The following is a 16,998-nucleotide window of genomic DNA, read 5'->3' as shown; positions in this document are numbered from 1 at the left end:
AAGGCGGCCCGCGGGGGCTTGCGGTGCGGGGTTCGGGCGGAGCCCGGGAAGTGGGCCCGCGGGGGCTTGCGGTGCGGGGTTCGGGCGGAGCCCGGGAAGTGGGCCCGCGGGAGCCTACGGTGCGGGGTTCGGGCGGGGCCCGGGGGTTGGGGTTACGGGGCCAGGCCCGTTTTGGCGCCCGCGCCGCAGAGGGGGATCACCGCGGTGCGGCCCTGCAAGGGGTCGGAGGGGGCGCCCGGCCCCACCGCCGCCCAGCAGGCCGCCGCCGTCGGTTCGACGAAGAGCCCGCGCCGGGCCAGGTCCCGCTGGGCCTCGCGCAGCCGGCCGTCCGGGACCGTCAGGAAGGTGCCGCCGGACTTGCGGACCGCAGCCAGGATCTGCCGGGCGCGCGGCGGCGCGGGGATCGCGATCCCCTCGGCCAGGGTCGGCAGCTGCGGAACCGGATCCGCGTCCTCGGCGCCGGCCGCGAAGGCCGTCGCGAGCGGAGCCACCGCTTCCGACTGCACCGCGATCAGCGCCGGCGGCCGCACCCCGCGCCGGGCCAGCTCCTCCACGGCCAGCGCGGCCCCCAGCAGCAGGGTCCCGTTGCCCACCGGCACGACCAGTACCTCCGGCAGCCGCCCGCCCAGTTCCTCCCACACCTCGTACACGTACGTCTTGGTCCCGTGCAGGAAGTACGGGTTGAAGACGTGGCTCGCGTAGAAGACCCCGGGCGCGTCCGCCTCCGTACGGGCGGCCTGCGCCGCGGCCTCGCGTCCGCCCGGGATCACCCGCACGAGCGCCCCGTGCGCCCGCATCTGTTCGGTTTTCTTCTCCGATGTGCCCTCGGGCACATAGATTTCACAATGGAGCCCGGCCCGGGCGCAGTACGCCGCGATCGACGTCCCCGCGTTGCCGCTGCTGTCCGCCACGACCCGTTCCGGAGCCAGCCGTCGGGCCAGCTCCACGAGCATCACCGCGCCCCGGTCCTTGAACGACAGCGTCGGCATCAGGAAGTCGAGCTTGGCGTGAACCCGCTCCGCCAGCGGCACCAGCGGAGTGTGGCCCTCCGCCAGCGACAGCGAGAACGCCCCCGGCAGCGGCAGCGCCGACCCGTACCGCCAGAGCGAATTCGGCCCGGCGGCGGGCTCCAGCGGCGCGGCCGGATCCGGCGTGAAGTCGAGGTCCCAGGGCCCGCCACAGACCGGGCACCCCCAAGGCGCAGTCCGGACGTCCGCGCGTGTACCGTCCTCGGAGCAGACGTAACCGGGGGTTGCGTGCGTCATGTGCGGATCGCCTTCGCTCGATCATGGCCGCTGTATGGCACGGATGTTACGCGTCCGTTGTCCTCTTGTGGGTCGCGCCGGGGGTGGGCCAACCTTTCGAAGGCGGCAGCCCGTTGGGCCATCTGCATTGTCATGGCCACGCTTGCGCGGCACCGCTCCACCCCCCGCAGTGCACCACCTATGAGGAGGACCCGTCACATGCCCGTGATGCGTCACACGAGCCGGAAAATCGCCGGCATCAGCGCGACCGCGGTCGTGGCCCTCGCGCTCGGCTCGGCCGCCGCGCTGCCCGCCTCGGCGGCCGACATCGGCGTACGGGGCGTGATCCAGAACGCCGGAGCCCCCGGATCGGTCCCCGGCAGCTACATCGTGACCCTGAACGACACCGCCGCCCGCTCGACCGCCCCGAGCGGCAAGGCCGTCGCCAAGCGCTACGGCGCGAAGATCGACAAGACGTACAGCGCGGCCCTCAACGGCTACTCCGTCGAGGTCTCCGAGGCGCAGGCCAAGAAGCTGGCCGCCGACCCGGCGGTCAAGTCGGTCGTGCAGAACCGTACCTTCACCGTCAGCGCCACCCAGCCCAACCCGCCGTCCTGGGGCCTGGACCGCGTCGACCAGCGCGCGCTCCCGCTCAACCAGAGCTACACCTACCCGGACCAGGCGGGCGAGGGCGTCACCGCGTACGTCATCGACACCGGTGTCCGCATCACGCACCAGGACTTCGGCGGCCGTGCCTCCTACGGCTACGACGCCATCGACAACGACAACACCGCCCAGGACGGCAACGGCCACGGCACCCACGTCGCCGGCACCGTCGCTGGCGGCGCGTACGGCGTGGCCAAGAAGGCCAAGATCGTCGGCGTGCGCGTGCTCGACAACAGCGGTTCCGGTACGACGGCCCAGGTCGTCGCGGGCATCGACTGGGTGACCCAGCACGCCGTCAAGCCGGCCGTGGCCAACATGTCGCTCGGCGGCGGCGCGGACTCCGCGCTCGACGCGGCCGTCCGCAACTCCATAGCCTCCGGCATCACCTACGCCGTGGCCGCGGGCAACGAGTCGGGCAACGCCTCCACCAAGTCCCCGGCGCGCGTCACCGAGGCCATCACGGTCGGTGCCACCACCAGCTCCGACGCCAAGGCGAGCTACTCCAACTACGGCACCGTCCTCGACATCTTCGCGCCGGGCTCCTCCATCACCTCCGCGTGGGGTACGGGCGACACCGCCACCAACACGATCAACGGCACCTCGATGGCCACCCCGCACGTCGCGGGCGCGGCCGCCGTCTACCTCTCGCAGAACCCGGCCAGCACCCCGGCCCAGGTGGCCACGGCCCTGGTCAACTCGAGCACCCCGGACGTGGTGACCGGCCCGGGCACCGGTTCCCCGAACCGCCTGCTCAACGTCGGCGCCCAGGGACCCGTCCCGCCGGGCAAGCGCTTCGAGAACGCCGCGGACTACGCGATCAACGACAACGCGACCGTGGAGTCCCCGATCACCGTCAGCGGTGTCACCGGCAACGCCCCCGCGACGCTGAAGGTCCCGCTCGACATCAAGCACACGTACATCGGTGACCTCAAGGTGGACCTGGTGGCGCCCGACGGCACCGTCTACGTCCTGCACAACCGCGCCAACGGCGGTGCCGACAACATCGTCAGGACCTTCACCGTGAACGCCTCGGCGGAGACGGCGAACGGCGTCTGGAAGCTCCGCGTGAACGACAACGCGAGCGCCGACACCGGGAAGATCGACTCCTGGGCGCTCCAGTTCTGAGCAGCCGGGACGGCGGGCATGTGACCCGGCCGTGAGCAACAGCGGGGGCGACCGACTTGTCGGTCGCCCCCGCTGCGTACTATTTCGCGCATTCGTTCGCGCATGCGTTCGCACCCTCCGCGGGTGCCGCCCGTGATGCCCCGCGACGCGCCTGCGATGTCCCTGCGACGCCCGATGCGATGGAGTCCGACCCCGTGAGCACCCCGCCGAGTCCTCCTCCCGGACCGGGCCACTCCTGGCCCCCGCCGTCCCCGCAGCCGGCCTGGGGACCGCCGCCCGGATACGGGCAGCAACAGCCGCCGCCGCTCAACGGTTTCGCGCTCGCCTCGTTCCTGTCCGGGCTGTTCTGCTTCGCGCCGCTCGCCATCGCCTTCGGCATCGCGGCCCTCGTGCAGATCTCGAAGAACCGCGAGCGGGGGAAGGCTCTGGCGATCGCCGGCCTGGTGCTGTCCGTGGTGATGACCGGAGGGCTGTTCCTCGCCGCCGAGCGGGTCTCCTCGGCGGTCGGCGACCCTTTCGACGGGCTGAGCGAGTACACCGAGGTCGAGGGCGTGCTCACGGACGTCGACGAACTGCGTGCGGGCGACTGCTTCAACGTCGAGGACGGTGAACTGCTCGACGAGCGGCCCCTCATGTACAAGATCGACTGCCGGGAGAAGCACCACGGCGAGGTCACCGCGGCGAAGCGGCTCGACGGGGTGGTGGACACCCCCGGCTCGGACGCGGCCCGCCGTGCGTCCGAGGACGCGTGCTGGCAGGCCCAGGACGAGTACGCGATGGACACGTGGGCGCTGCCCGACCAGGCGGAGATGTTCTACTACGCGCCCTCCCGCCAGTCCTGGGGCCAGGGGGACCGGCTGCTGCTCTGTGTGATCGGCACGAACTCGATGGAGCTGCGGGGCAGCCTGCGCCAGGACACCGGAATGCTCAAGCCCGAGCAGGTGGCCTTCCTGCGGGCCGCCAACGCCGTCGAGTTCGTCATGAGCCGGCCGCCCGAGGAGGGGGTCGGCGACACGCTGGGGAAGCACCAGATGTGGGCGCGCCGGGTGCACGCGGCACTGGGCGAGGAGGCGAAGGTGCTCCAGGGGCACGCGGGCCGGCCGGGGCTGGAGAAGAAGGTGCCGGCACAGCTCAAGGAGATCGAGGCGGCCCGCGCGGAGTGGCTGCGCGCCTCGCAGGCGAAGACGCCGGGGGAGTTCGACAAGCAGTGGGACCGCGCCGTGGCCGCGATGTCCATGGAGACGGAGCAGGCGCTGCGCGGTGCGTACGGGCTTTCGATGGCGATCCCGGAGTGGCTGGAGGACGGCGAGGAGGACCCGGAGGACGCGGACGGAGGGCCCGGCCGGGGGCCCTCGAGGGGGGCGGCGTGACGTCGACGGGGTAACGCGCGGTAACGGGTTTGAGTGACCTGGCTTCATCACTTCGGGTGAAACTCTGGCCCTTGCTTGCGGTCTACAACCGTCGGTTGCCAGGGTGTAGCTGTCTGTCAACCTGATGGGAGTGGCCAGTGACTTTCGGTGAGCAGCCGGCCTATCTGCGCGTGGCCGGGGATCTGCGACGGAAGATCGTCGACGGTTCTCTGCCCCCGCACGCCCGGCTCCCCTCCCAGGCCCGCATCCGCGAGGAGTACGGGGTCTCCGACACCGTGGCCCTGGAGGCCCGCAAGGTCCTCATGGCGGAGGGTCTGGTCGAAGGCCGGTCCGGGTCCGGCACGTACGTACGGGAGCAGCCGGTCCCGCGGCGCGTGGCCCGCTCCGGCTACCGCACGGGCGGCGCGTCGACGCCGTTCCGGCAGGAGCAGGCGGACGCGGGGGCGCGCGGCACGTGGGAGTCCAGCAGCGAACAGGCGGCCGCGCCCGCCGAGATCGCGAAGCGGCTCGGCATCGAGCCGGGCGAGCGGGTGATGCGGACACGGTACGTCTTCCGCGACGCGGGGGAGGCGATGATGCTGTCGACCTCCTGGGAGCCGCTCGCCGTGACCGGCCGGACCCCGGTGATGCTGCCGGAGGAGGGGCCGCTGGGCGGCTCCGGGGTGGTGGACCGGATGGCCGCGATCGACGTCGTCGTGGACAACGTGGTGGAGGAGGTCGGCGCGCGGCCGGGGCTGGCGGAGGAGCTCGTGCAGCTGGGCGGGGTGCCGGGGCACGTGGTCCTGGTCATCGGCCGCACGTACTTCGCCTCCGGGCGCGCGGTGGAAACGGCCGACGTGGTCGTCCCGGCCGACCGCTACCGCCTGTCGTACCACCTCCCGGTGCGGTAGCCGCCCGCCGGATGTGCAGGTGCGCCCCCGCTGCCGGGGCTCCGCAATTTCAGCCTCTCCGGCGTTTGAGGAGCGGGGTCTGGGGCGGAGCCCCAGTAGCGGTCCGCACCGGTGAGCGGACAGGGGACGCGAGGGGTGTAACCCGTCGTGACGAGGGGGTGGGGGGTGTAACCGCCGGGCAATGGGCAAGGGTGACGGGCCGTCACGTGCGGGCCATACGGTCCGGCGGTACGGCATGGGCGCCCTCGCCAAGGTGCAGGCCTGGACCCAGCCGGTCTGGCTGATCGGGCTGGTGCTGCCCTTCGTGGTGCTCGCCTTCCACGCCCCCGACGCGTGGGGCGCCTTCGCCGGCTTCGGCGGGACCGAGGGCGCCGGGTCCGGGTTTTCGTGGACCGGCTTCGGGTTCGGGACCGGCATCGCGCTCTCGCTGATCGCGCAGATCGGGGAGCAGGCCGACTACCTGCGGTTCATGCCCGCCAAGACCCCGGCCAACAGCCGCAGGTGGAACCTCGCCGTGCTCGCCGCCGGCCCCGGCTGGGTGGTCATCGGCGCGGCCAAGCAGCTCGGCGGTGCCTTCCTCGCCTTCGTGGCCCTGGAGGCGGTGGGCCGGACGCACGCCCTGGAGCCGATCGCCCCGCAGGTCGAGGCCCTGCGCCCGTGGCTCGGCGGCTTCGCGCTGCCCGCCGCCGCGCTCTTCGTGATCGCCTCCCAGATCAAGATCAACGTCACCAACGCGTACAGCGGATCGCTGTCCTGGTCGAACTTCTTCTCCCGCGTCACCCACCGCCATCCCGGCCGGGTCTGGTACATCTTCCTCAACCTCGGCATCGCGCTGACGCTGATGGAGCTGAACATGTTCGCGATGCTCGGCAAGCTGCTGGGCTTCTACTCCAACGTCGGCATCGCCTGGATCGCCGCGGTCGCCGCCGACCTCGTGATCAACAAGCGGCTCGGACTCAGCCCGCCCTACATCGAGTTCAAGCGCGCCTACCTCTACGCCGTCAATCCGGCGGGTTTCGGCTCGATGGTGATCGCCTCGACCGTCTCGATCCTCGCCTTCTTCGGGCTGTTCGGCACCTACGCGGAGGCCTTCTCCACCTTCATCGCCGCCGGACTCGCCCTCCTGCTGTGCCCGTTGATCGCCTGGATGACCAGGGGGAAGTGCTACCTGGCCCGGCCCAACACGGTGACCGGCCCGGGCGTCGCCGTCGAGGACGTCACCGCCACCCACGTCTGCTCGGTCTGCGAGGCCGCGTACGAACTCCCCAACATCGCCGACTGCCCTGTCCGATCGGGGCCGATCTGTTCCCTGTGCTGCTCGCTCGACGCGACCTGCGGGGACGTCTGCCGCAAGGAGTCACGGGGCGGTGCGGTGATCCTGCCGATGCCGTCGGTGCGCCCCGTCTGAACCGGCGCGCACGGCCCACTCGTACGCATGGCCGGATGCGTACGCCTGCGAGGTACCTCTTCGTGAAAACCCGTATCCGCTGCGTAAAGGTCGGGCGTAAGCTCGGGCATATGCGCAATGCGGTTTCCCGGGCAGGTACGTCGGCGGAGGGTGAAACGCGATGAACGACAGCGGTGCCCTGCTCCCGTGGCTGGTCATACGTCAGGACGACAACGGCAACCGCTACCGGGTGGGCCGGTACGCCACCCGGGCCGAGGCCCAGAAGGTCGTCGACAGCCTCGACGACCGAGGACACAAGCAGCTCTACTGGGTCGAGCGGATCGGTCAGACCGCCACGATGAACTGAGCATCCAGTGTTGACATAGGCTCCGCCCATGACTGTACGAGTGGTCGTGGGCGGAGCCCTTTGTCATGAGGGGCGTCTGCTGGCCGCGCGCCGCAGCGCACCGCCGGAGCTCGCCGGACGCTGGGAGCTGCCGGGCGGGAAGGCCGAACCGGGTGAGTCCGTCCCCGAGGCGCTGGTGCGCGAACTGCGCGAGGAGCTCGGCGTGGAGACCGAGCCGCTGGAGCGGATCCCGGGGGAGTGGCCGCTGAAGCCCGGTCTCGTCCTGCACGTGTGGACCGCGCGGCTGCTGTCGGGAGTGCCCGCGCCGCTGGAGGACCACGACGAGCTGCGCTGGCTCGGACCGGAGGAGCTGGAGTCGGTGGACTGGCTCGACCAGGACCGGCCCGCGGTCGCCGAGGCCGGCCGCCGGCTGCGGCGCGGGGAGGGCGTCCCGGACGGTAGCCCGGACGGCGGTCCGGGCGCCCGCCCGGAAGGAGGTCCGGACGGCGGCGGGGGCGCGTGACGCTCGCGCGGTAGGCCGTCTGTGCCACAGTGCGCCGGTGGGCGGGGATCGAGTGGTACGACGCCTCGAATATCGGGTATGTCGCTATTAATCCCTATCTCGTCCCTCTTTCGTCTCAGACGAACCGGACTGGGGTCGCTGCTGGCCCGGGAAGTGATCGGCGTGATCGACACAGACGGTGAATGCGCCGAGTGGGCCTTTCCCGCCGAGCCCGGTGCCGTCCGCACCGCCCGCCATGCCGTGCGCGGCGCCCTGCGCGCCTGGGGCCTGGAGGCCGTCGGCGATGTGACCGTCCTGCTGGTCAGCGAGCTCGTCACCAACTCCCTGAGGTACGCTTCCGGCCCCATCGGCGTCCGTCTGGAACGGCGCAATCCAGCCGCCGACAGCCCCGCGAGCGGTCCCGCGCTGCTCGTGGAGGTTTCCGATCCGCTTCCGGATCCGCCCCGCGCACGGGTCGCCGAGGCGGACGACGAAGGGGGCCGTGGCCTGCACCTCGTCGCCGTCTCCTCGCAGCGCTGGGGGACCCGCCACGGGAAGTCGGGCAAGACAGTGTGGTTCGAATTGGCTCTTCCTGGTGAGTAACAAGGTGAACGGTGGCGGGGGATCCCCCGGCGGAACCTCCCGGTGGCAGGGGGAGGAGGAGTCCGGGGGAGATCACGCGAGATGGCTCGAAATCATCGAGACCGTGCTGTGATCGTGAACGCCGTGCCGTCCGGGGCCGTGGTGCTGAATACTGCGGTCATGGCCGGTCCGGTTGCGGTGAGCTGGAGGGGACGGTCGCGTGAGCGAAATACCTGCGCAGGCACATCAGGTCAATGTGCCTCGGGAGACATGGCACGACGCCCTGTGGCACAGCAGTCCGCCTGGCTCGATATATGACTACATAAAGGTCGCATCATTCTCGATCGGACCCGACGGGTACATCGACCAGTGGAGTCTGCGCGCCGAGGAACTGTTCGGCCTCACGGCCGCCCAGGCCGTCGGCCGCGACCCGGTCGACGCCTTCATGCCGCCCGAGCTGCGCCCCGACGCACACCGCAAGGTCGCGGAGATCCTCGACGGCAAGGAGTGGACCGGCCTGATCCCCTTCCGGATCCCGGGCGGGGACGGCGCGCACGGAGTGGCCGAGATCTATGTGATGCCCACACAGACCGAGACCGCCGAGCGGGCCGCGCTGTGCGTCGTCGTCGACGTTCGCGCGCTGCGGCGCATCGAGTCCGACCTGGCGGCCTCACAGGCCATATTCGGCCAATCTCCTTTCGGTTTCCTGCTCTTCGGCACGGACCTCACCGTGCAGCGGGCCAACCGCCGCTTCGCCACCGTCTTCGGAGGCAGCGCCGAGGAGCACCGCGGGCGCACCGTGCACGACTACTTGCCGGCGCACGAGGCCGACCGGATGGCCGAGGCCCTGCGCCGGGTGCTGGACACCGGGGACTCGGTCACCGACCTGCGGATCACCGGCGCCGCCCCCGGCAGCCGGGAGAATCGCCACTGGTCCATCAACCTCTACCGCGTGCACGGCGGCACCGGCCGGCCCATCGGCGTCGCCGGCATCGGCACCGACGTCACCCGCCGCCACCTAGCCGCCCGCGAGGCCGCCGGGGTGCGGCGCAATCTCGCCCTGCTCAACGAGGCCGGGCACCGCATCGGGAACTCCCTCGACCTGGAGACCACCGCCCGGGAACTCCTCGACGTCACCGTCCCGGGCTTCTGCGACCTGGCCGCCGTCGACCTCTACCAGGGGCTGCTGCTCGGCGACGACGACCGGCCCGCACGGCCGCAGGGCCCGGGCGTGCCCAGCCTGCCCGGCCAGGGCCCGGCCCGGACCCCGTCCGCCGCGCTGCGCCGGGTGGCCTTCGCCTCCGCCGTCTCGGACGCGCCGCTGTCCGGTCCGGGCGCGCTGGTCTCCGTAGGCGACGTCCACCGGTACCCGGCGGCGTCGCCGGGCGCGCTCGCCCTGCGCACGGCGCGGACGCGGCTGATCGAGGGCGACGGACCGGAGGACCTCGTGCAGTCCACGCTGGTCGTGCCGATGGTCGCCCACGACACCGTGGTCGGGCTCGCGCAGTTCTCCCGTACGAAGGGCAGCGAACCCTTCGGGGAACGCGACCGGGCGGTGGCCGTGGAACTCGCCGCCCGCGCCGCCGTGTGCATCGACAACGCGCGGCTCTACCGGCGCGAGCACGAGAGGGCGTTGATACTGCAGCGCAGCCTGCTGCCCCCCGGCGACCCGGAGGCCGCGGGCCTGGACATCGCCTGCCGGTACCTGCCGGGGAACGCGGCGACGGAGGTCGGCGGCGACTGGTTCGACGTGATCGAGCTGCCCGGGCACCGCACGGCACTGGTCGTCGGCGACGTCATGGGCCGGGGACTGCGGGCCGCCGTCGCGATGGGCGAACTGCGCACCGCCGTACGGACCCTCGCACTGCTGGACCTCGAACCGGCGGAGGTGCTGACCGCGCTGGACGAGATCGCCCGGGGCCTCGGCGCGCCCGGCGGCTCCCAGCAGGCCTCGCGGGCCGCCCTGCACTCGCGGGACGCCGACCGCTCCGAGGTCTACCTCGCCACCTGCGTCTACGCCGTCTACGATCCGGTGACGCGGCGCTGCACGATCGCCAACGCGGGTCACATGCCGCCCGTGCTGGTGGAACCGCCGGACGAGCGCGGGAAGCCGAGGCCCGCACTGCTCCTGGAGGTGCCGCCCGGGATGCCGCTGGGCGTGGGCGGGGAGCCGTTCGAGGAGGTCGAGGTCGAACTCCCCGAGGGCGCCCTGCTGGCCCTCTACACCGACGGGCTCGTGGAGTCCCGCGACCATCCGCTGGAGGAGGGCCTGCGCGGCCTGCGGGCGGCCCTCGCGGACCCGGTCCGCCCGCTGGAGGACGTCTGTGACCACGTGCTGAACACACTGGACACCCGGCACGGCGAGGACGACATCGCCCTGCTGATGGCGCGCGTGCAGGGGCTGCCGGTGGACGCGGTGGGGGACTGGCAGCTGCCGCGCGAGGCCCGGTCCGTGGGGCGGGCGCGGGAGCTGGCCCGGGCCAAGCTCCCGGCGTGGGGCCTGGAGGGCCTGCTGGACACCACCGAGCTGCTGGTCAGCGAACTCGTCACCAACGCGCTGCGCTACGGGGAGGGCGAGATCCGGCTGCGGCTGCTGCTGGACCGGACCCTGGTCTGCGAGGTGTGGGACGCCAACCTGGTGCAGCCGCGCCGGCGGCGGGCCCGCGACACCGACGAGGGAGGCCGGGGCCTCCAGCTCGTGGGCCTGCTGTCCGCCGGGTGGGGCACCCGCCGGACCCACCGCGGCAAGACGGTCTGGTTCGAGCTCCCGCTGCCCGGCGCGGCGGCGGAGGCGGTCGCCGAACTGTCGGCGGAGCAGCTGCTGAGCATGTACGGCTGAGCGGGACCGCGGGCGGCTGCCCCCGGACCCGTCGGGTCCGGGGGCCGCGCTCACTTCGGGTCGGTGTCGCGGAAGCACCGGGAGTAGACGGCGAAGGAGATCAGCGGCTCGCTTCCACTGGCGCCTTTGAGCCACGTGGCCTCAAGCTGGGTGTGCGTCGCCTCGTGTGCGGCGAAGACCTCGATCCGCTTGCTCTCGGTATTGGTGTTCGGGCCGTTCTTCACGACCTTCCAGCCGTTCTCCGGCAGCTGTGCGCCCAGACTCTTCATGCCCTTGTCGAGGCTGTCGTTGTCCACGCCGTAAACGGACCAGACGTGCCGCACGTAGCGGAGACCCTTCTTCTTCTCCTCGCTCGTGCCGCAGGGATAGGTCACCGGTCCCATGTCCGTCACCTTGCCCTTGACCTGGGTCAGGTCGAGGGCCCTGCTCGACAGATCGCCGACCTCCGCCTCCACCTCCTGGTGACTGCGGGTCTGGGGGTCGTACTTGCGCTGGGTGGAGGTCTCGTCGTCCATGAAAGAGCATCCTGCTGTGAGGGTCAGGGCGCCCACGAGCGCCAGTGCCGTGACGTTACGCCTGTTCCTTCGGTCCACTAGCGGGCCTTCCTCTCCAGGTCGACTTCGTCGTACTGCCCGGCTATGACGAGTGCCTGGTTCAGCAGGCTCTGAGACGGCTCGCCGTTCTCCTCGTCCCAGAAGTTTCCGTGGCCCGGGGAATCGCTTCTCATCTTGTTGGCGCCGAAGGTCTCGTCCGTGGGAATGATCCCGTTCTCACCGAGAATGAACCGACCGCCTTCCGTGACCCCGTTGTCGTCGCCCCCGCCTTCCATGGCCCACGTGTGCTTCGGCTTGAACCCCAGGTCCGCCGCATGGTCCGCCTGCATTCCGGGGCTGCCGACCGCGATCACGTCGTCGACCGGCAGGGGATTGGACCACCAGGTGTCGGCGTAAGGACTGCGGTACTTCGCCGTGTCGCCGATCAGCGTGGATCCGTAGCTGTGGCCGATGAGCGTCGTGTGCGAGCTGTCGCCACTGGCCGACTGATGGGCCGCCTCGCTGCCGTCGAGGAACCGCCGCAGCGTCGGCGACCCGTTCTCCGCGTACTTGTCGTAGATGGCCTGGGGGATGGTGTCAGGGGCGTCGTAGTCGAACCAGGTGATGGTCGACACCGACTGTCCGGGCGTCCGCAGCGAGGTCTCGCGCCACAGGGCGTCGCTCTTCGCGGCCTCGTCCGAGATGCTCCCCAGCGTCGTCTTCGTGCCCGGCACGAAGATGGCCGTGTGGTCCGCGGTGTCCGGATTCCCGTTGGCCAGGATCACGCGCCCGTCGTGGTTCGCCTCGGGGTCGAAACCGAGCAGGTACGCCTCGGGCAGTCCCCGCTCGCCGGTGGCGTCGAAGCGCTTCTGGATGGTCTCCATGCCGAACAGGCGGTCCTTCAGATGGTCCCTCCGGTCCCCGTGCTTGTCGTTCCAGGCGCTCCACGCGTCGGTCTCTTCGCGCATCCACGCGCGCCCGCGCTGGACGTAGTGGTACTTGGGCTGCGGTTCCTTGGGGATCGCGTCCAGTTCCACCTGGTAGGCGCCGTGCTTCTCGGCGAGCACCGTACGGTTGGCGCTGTCGCGGACGTCCGCGGGGAGCCCGTCCATTGCGCCGATGCCCGCCGGCTGGAGGGTGATGTAGGCCTCCCTCTCCTCCTCCGAAAGGCCCTTCCACCACTCGGCGTTCAACCGGGGGTCGCTGTTCTTGGGGGGCGGGGGCTTGATGTGGTCCAGGTAGTCCTTCGCGCCGCTCTGGACATCGGCCATGTCGCTCTGCGCGTCGGCCCAGTCCGAGTCGGAGACGACGAGGTCGTCATCGGCCTTGAGCTTGCGCAGGCGGGGGGCCCACTGGGTGTCGGCCTCGGTGGCCTCGGCGACGGCCTGCGCGATCCGGTTGGCTATCTCCACCGCCTTGCCGAAGTTCGGGTTGGGGTGGATGTTCGCCGCCTGGCGTTCCAGGGCGGCGGAGAGGTCGTTGGCGTCCTTGGTGGGGTCGATGACGTTCCCGGACGGCTTGCCCTTGGCGCTGCCGCTGACCGTGCCGCCCTCGGGCAGCTTGCCGTCCTTCTCCGTCCCGCCCGGCGGGAAACTCACCGAACCGTCGGCGCCGACCGAGAACTTCTGGGCCTCGGCGTCACTCACCGCCGCGTCCAGCTTCCGCTTCGCCTCGGTGAAGGAGGCGGCGAGCGCGTTGAGGGAGGTCGCGGCGAGTCCGCATTCGACCTGTGTGTAGTGGAAGTTCTGCGCGAGGCCCCGCAACTGCACCAGGGCCTCGTCCACGGCCTTCCCGCTGAGGCCGGCGCGCAGCCGGGCGGTGATCTGGCCTTCGGCGCTGCCGTAGGCGTGGTCGGCCATGGCGCTGACCGACTGGTAGCCGTCGGCGGCCTCCGTGAACTCCGACGGCTTGAGCGCCTTCAGGGTTGCGTAGTCCATGCCCGCGCTCACCGGCCCCCGTCGTTGCCGCCGGTGGCGGGCGTGTCCTTGTACGTGTCGGTCATGCGGGCGAAGTCACCGCGCAGGGTCTCGTCGTTGGAGACCTGGCCCTTGCCCGCCGAGATCATCGGGCCCTGCAGCGTCGTGCACTTGCCCACCAGACCGTCGAGGTACGTCTTCCACGACTGGTACAGCTCGCCCTGCGCGGCGGCGCTCTCCACGCCGGTGACGGCGGCGCCCTTCTGGCTGGTCTCGAACCCGGTGAGGGCCTTCTTGATCGCCGTCACCAGCTCGCCGACGTCCTGGCTGCCCTTCTTCCAGACCGCCATGTCGGACTTGAGGTCCTCACCGCCGGACCCGCCGCCACCGCCGTCGGGCGCGGCGCTCGCCAGCCGCATCTGCGCGTCGGCCCCGGTTCCCTGCTTGAGGCCCGCCCACTCCGCGTCGAAGGACGTCATGCTCACCCGAGCCCCCGTAAACACTCTGCTATTGCAATGATCGGGTGATCCTAATACCTCGACAGCGCTGCGCCTCCCACCCGGTGTTGCCCCGCCGCACCTGCCCGGCCCCATGACGGACCGTAGCGTTCCGTAACGCCACGACCGGTTTCCCCGAGGTGGCGGTCAGGCGGCGCGCCCCTGCTTCAGCGCGGCGAGCCTGGCCTCGATCTCCGAGGACTTCCCGAGGTCCTCCAGGTACTCGAACTGGGCGTCCAGCGAGGAGGCCGCCAGCTCCTGCCTGCCCATCGCCATGGCCTCCTCCCGCCGGACCTTCTCCTCGAAACGGTTCAGGTCGCTCGTCGGGTCCAGGACGTCGATGTTCTTCACCGCGTCCATCATCGTGTTCTGCGCCTGAGCGGTCCTGGCCCGCGCCACCAGCTCGTCCCGCTTGGACTGGAGCTCCACCAGCTTGCTCTTCATCGAGTCCAGACCCGACTTGAGCTTGTCGACGACCTCGGTCTGGGCGGCGATCGTCGGCTCCGCCGTCCTCGCCTCCTTCTCCGACTGCATCTGCCGGCCCAGCGCCACCTTCGCGAGGTTGTCGAACCTGTCGGCGTCCGCCGTCGCCCCCGACGCCCGCAGCTCGTCGCCCTTCCTGCTCGCCGCGAGGGCCTTGACGCCCCACTCGGAGGCCGCCTCCACGTCCTCCTTGTGGTCCGCCTCCAGCATCCGCAGGTTGCCGATCGTCGTCGCGACGGCCTGCTCCGCCTCCGAGATGTTGTTCGTGTAGTCACGGATGAGCTGGTCCAGCATCTTCTGCGGGTCCTCCGCCTGGTCCAGCAGCGCGTTGATGTTGGCCTTGGCGAGCTGGGTGACGCGGCCGAGGATGGTCTGCTTGCTCATGACTCGTCTCTCCTGGTGAGGGATGGGCTTCCGTTGCAGGTTCAGAAGCGGCCGCCGCCGCCCATGCGGCCGCGGGTTCCGCCGCCGCCGAAGGAGCCGGGGCCGCTGCCGCCCCCGCCGAAACCGCCCCCGAAGCCCCCGCCCCCGCCGAAACCGCCCCCGAAGCCCCCGCCGCCCCGCAGGATCTCGCCGAGGATGATCCCGCCGAGCACGGCGCCGCCGTGGCCGCCCCGCCGGCCCGCGTACGGGTCCTGGTACGCCCGTACGTCCTGCTCCGCCAGCTGCTGCGCCTCCCGTGCCATCGCGTCCGCCCGCTGGGCCTCCGCCAGCGCGCCCGACGGGTCGGCCGCCGCCAGGGATCCCGCCCGCTCCAGGTGCCGGCCGGCCTCCGCCAGCCGGGTGCGGGCCTGGCTGCCGATTGCGCCCCGGCTGGTGGTGACGTAGTCCGTCGCCGCGCCGATCGCGCTGCGCGCGGAGAGCACGGCCTGGTCGAGCAGGGCCACCGCCCGCTGCCGGCCCGACTCCCGCTCCCGCGCCCCGGAGAGGGCCTCGTCGAGGGCCGCGTCGGCCTCCTCGACCCGGCGCAGGGCGTCGATCGGGTCGTACCGGCCGGACGCCTCCTCCTGCCGTACGTCGGCCAGTACGGCCTCCGCCCGCCCGATCCGCCCGCGCAGGTCCGCCGTCGAGGTGCCCTCCGTGGTGCCCGTCACCAGCCCGCGGGCGTCCGCGAGGTCGGTCTCCGTCTCGTTCAGCGCGCCCGGCAGCTTCCCGGCCGCCTCCGCCAGCTCCTGCGCCCGCCGCTCGACCGCGTCCAGCAGGGTCGCCGCCTGGTCCACGGCTCCCTCGCCGGCCCGTACGTGCACGGCCGCCGTACCGTTCTGACCGGCGTCGAGGGCCGCGTGGGACAGGCCCAGGTTGGTCGCCGCGAACAGCAGCCGGTCCTTTGCCTGTTCGGGGCTGGAGACCACGGGCGCGGAAGCGGAGTCCGCGTACCGCCGGGTCAGTGCGGTCAAGGTCGCCTCGGCGGTGGTGGCGCGCCCGGTCAGCTCCAGGTAGCGCTCCTCCACGGCCGCCAGCGCCTGCGGGGCGTTCTTCTCCAGGTCCCGCAGCCGGTCGAAGTCCGCCGACTCGGCGTCGAGCCGCCGGTTCGCCTCGGTGCAGCGGGCGACGATCTCGTCCAGCATCCGGCGCCGGGTCGCGTCGTCCTCCGGGTAGGCGTCGTCCAGCTGCTGGCGCAGCCGGAACGCGTGGGTCAGCTCGCCCTTGGCGTACTCCACGGCCTCGGTGAAGGGGCCGACCGCCTCCTCGCCGAACTGCGCCGATGCGAAACCGAGTTCCTCCGTGCTGGTGCGGACGGCGTCGTCGGTCTCCACCAGCAGGGTCTTGGCCCTGCCGTCCAGTTCCGGCAGCGGAAGCCGGTCCGGTGCGCCTTCGGGCCAGCCCGGCCCGGTGGTCGTACCGCGACCGCCGCCGGCGGCCGCCTTCCGCTTGCGGCGGGTGTACGCGTACGCCGCGAGCGCCCCGGCCGCGCCGACCGCGACCACCGGCAGCACGAAGTCCCCGGCGCCGTTCTCGCCGCTCGCACCGCCACCGGGATCGGCCGGGCCGGGGGTGATGGCGGGCACGGGCACGGGCTGCCCGCCGAGCACGGCGTCGTACCCGTTCGCCGCGCCGATCGCGGCGCCCGCCCAGTCGTTCTGCTTCAGGGCCGGCTCGACGGCCGTCTGCGCGACGGCCGCCAGTTGCTGCTCGGTGAACCCGGAGTCGACGTCGGCCGAATAGGCGTACTGGCGGGCCCCCGTCGCCACGGCCAGCAGGAGGTCGTTCTGGCCGAGCCCGTTCTTCTGCGCGGTGGCGTCGGCCCAGCTCTGGGCGGAGCGCCCGGAGAAGTCGTCCACGTACGCCACGAAGAGCTGGATCCGCCGGTCGGCGTAGAGCTTGTCGAGCGCGGCGGCGACGGCCGCCTGCCGGTCCCCCAGCGCCCCGACCCGGTCGGTGATCTGGCCCTGCCGGGACAGGGTGACGGGGTCCTCGGCCCGCGCGGGCGTCGCCTGGGCAACGCCCCAGCCGCCGAGCGCCAGCAGTCCGGCGGCCAGGGCGAGCCCGGCCCGTACGCGTACCTGGCTTTTCGGCTCGCTTCTCGGCGGGGTCACATTTGGGAGGGTATGAGCGGTTTCCCGTGCCCGCATCCGGAGCAATGCGCACTGGCGCGCCGCGGCCCCGGTCGTCGGCAC

At 71.8% G+C, this 16,998-nt stretch carries 13 protein-coding genes and 1 pseudogene; 8 read left to right on the top strand and 6 right to left on the bottom strand.

Going from position 1 to position 16,998, the window contains the following annotated elements; translation table 11 throughout:
* Positions 1-152: 152 nt before the first annotated feature.
* The gene (locus RIU97_RS14680) at positions 153-1,265 is read right to left on the bottom strand and encodes a threonine synthase (RefSeq protein ID WP_404956898.1); all 1,113 of its coding nucleotides are present in this window, start codon (positions 1,263-1,265) and stop codon (positions 153-155) included.
* A 198-nt stretch (positions 1,266-1,463) separates the two neighbouring features.
* Between RIU97_RS14680 and RIU97_RS14675 the strand changes: the two genes are divergently transcribed.
* The 8 genes and pseudogenes from RIU97_RS14675 to RIU97_RS14640 all read left to right on the top strand — a co-directional run bounded on the left by RIU97_RS14675 (position 1,464) and on the right by RIU97_RS14640 (position 10,951).
* Complete coding sequence (locus tag RIU97_RS14675; RefSeq protein WP_404956896.1) at positions 1,464-3,035, top strand: S8 family peptidase; 1,572 nt, start codon at positions 1,464-1,466, stop codon at positions 3,033-3,035.
* A gap of 194 nt (positions 3,036-3,229) precedes the next feature.
* The gene (locus RIU97_RS14670) at positions 3,230-4,405 is read left to right on the top strand and encodes a DUF4190 domain-containing protein (RefSeq protein ID WP_404956895.1); all 1,176 of its coding nucleotides are present in this window, start codon (positions 3,230-3,232) and stop codon (positions 4,403-4,405) included.
* Positions 4,406-4,542: 137 nt separating this feature from the next.
* On the top strand, positions 4,543-5,295 hold the full coding sequence (locus RIU97_RS14665) for a GntR family transcriptional regulator (protein ID WP_319723417.1): 753 nt from the start codon (positions 4,543-4,545) through the stop codon (positions 5,293-5,295).
* 232 nt (positions 5,296-5,527) lie between these two features.
* Positions 5,528-6,703 (top strand): annotated as a pseudogene (locus RIU97_RS14660) (purine-cytosine permease family protein); the annotation flags it as partial.
* A 160-nt stretch (positions 6,704-6,863) separates the two neighbouring features.
* A complete protein-coding gene (locus tag RIU97_RS14655) occupies positions 6,864-7,049 on the top strand; it encodes an SPOR domain-containing protein (RefSeq protein WP_030029543.1) in 186 nt (61 codons plus the stop codon).
* Between the two features lie 28 nt (positions 7,050-7,077).
* On the top strand, positions 7,078-7,551 hold the full coding sequence (locus tag RIU97_RS14650) for a (deoxy)nucleoside triphosphate pyrophosphohydrolase (RefSeq protein ID WP_404956891.1): 474 nt from the start codon (positions 7,078-7,080) through the stop codon (positions 7,549-7,551).
* Between the two features lie 153 nt (positions 7,552-7,704).
* On the top strand, positions 7,705-8,133 hold the full coding sequence (locus RIU97_RS14645) for an ATP-binding protein (RefSeq protein ID WP_404956889.1): 429 nt from the start codon (positions 7,705-7,707) through the stop codon (positions 8,131-8,133).
* A 199-nt stretch (positions 8,134-8,332) separates the two neighbouring features.
* Positions 8,333-10,951 (top strand): SpoIIE family protein phosphatase, encoded by a 2,619-nt coding sequence (locus tag RIU97_RS14640; protein WP_404956887.1) that lies wholly within the window; start codon positions 8,333-8,335, stop codon positions 10,949-10,951.
* A 50-nt stretch (positions 10,952-11,001) separates the two neighbouring features.
* On the opposite strand, the gene RIU97_RS14635 is transcribed toward RIU97_RS14640, so the two are convergent.
* The 5 genes from RIU97_RS14635 to RIU97_RS14615 all read right to left on the bottom strand — a co-directional run bounded on the left by RIU97_RS14635 (position 11,002) and on the right by RIU97_RS14615 (position 16,953).
* Complete coding sequence (locus tag RIU97_RS14635) at positions 11,002-11,466, bottom strand: hypothetical protein (protein WP_404956885.1); 465 nt, start codon at positions 11,464-11,466, stop codon at positions 11,002-11,004.
* A gap of 77 nt (positions 11,467-11,543) precedes the next feature.
* The gene (locus RIU97_RS14630) at positions 11,544-13,421 is read right to left on the bottom strand and encodes an alpha/beta hydrolase (protein WP_404956883.1); all 1,878 of its coding nucleotides are present in this window, start codon (positions 13,419-13,421) and stop codon (positions 11,544-11,546) included.
* An 8-nt stretch (positions 13,422-13,429) separates the two neighbouring features.
* The gene (locus RIU97_RS14625; protein WP_404956881.1) at positions 13,430-13,885 is read right to left on the bottom strand and encodes a hypothetical protein; all 456 of its coding nucleotides are present in this window, start codon (positions 13,883-13,885) and stop codon (positions 13,430-13,432) included.
* Positions 13,886-14,044: 159 nt separating this feature from the next.
* Complete coding sequence (locus RIU97_RS14620) at positions 14,045-14,764, bottom strand: PspA/IM30 family protein (protein WP_404956879.1); 720 nt, start codon at positions 14,762-14,764, stop codon at positions 14,045-14,047.
* Between the two features lie 41 nt (positions 14,765-14,805).
* Positions 14,806-16,953 (bottom strand): TPM domain-containing protein, encoded by a 2,148-nt coding sequence (locus tag RIU97_RS14615; protein WP_404956877.1) that lies wholly within the window; start codon positions 16,951-16,953, stop codon positions 14,806-14,808.
* Positions 16,954-16,998 lie beyond the last annotated feature (45 nt).

This window comes from Streptomyces sp. 147326, assembly GCF_045000215.1.
Classification (GTDB): Bacteria; Actinomycetota; Actinomycetes; order Streptomycetales; family Streptomycetaceae; genus Streptomyces.
Note: the sequence above shows the minus strand (reverse complement) of the source record. Positions and strands in the feature narration are given on the sequence as shown.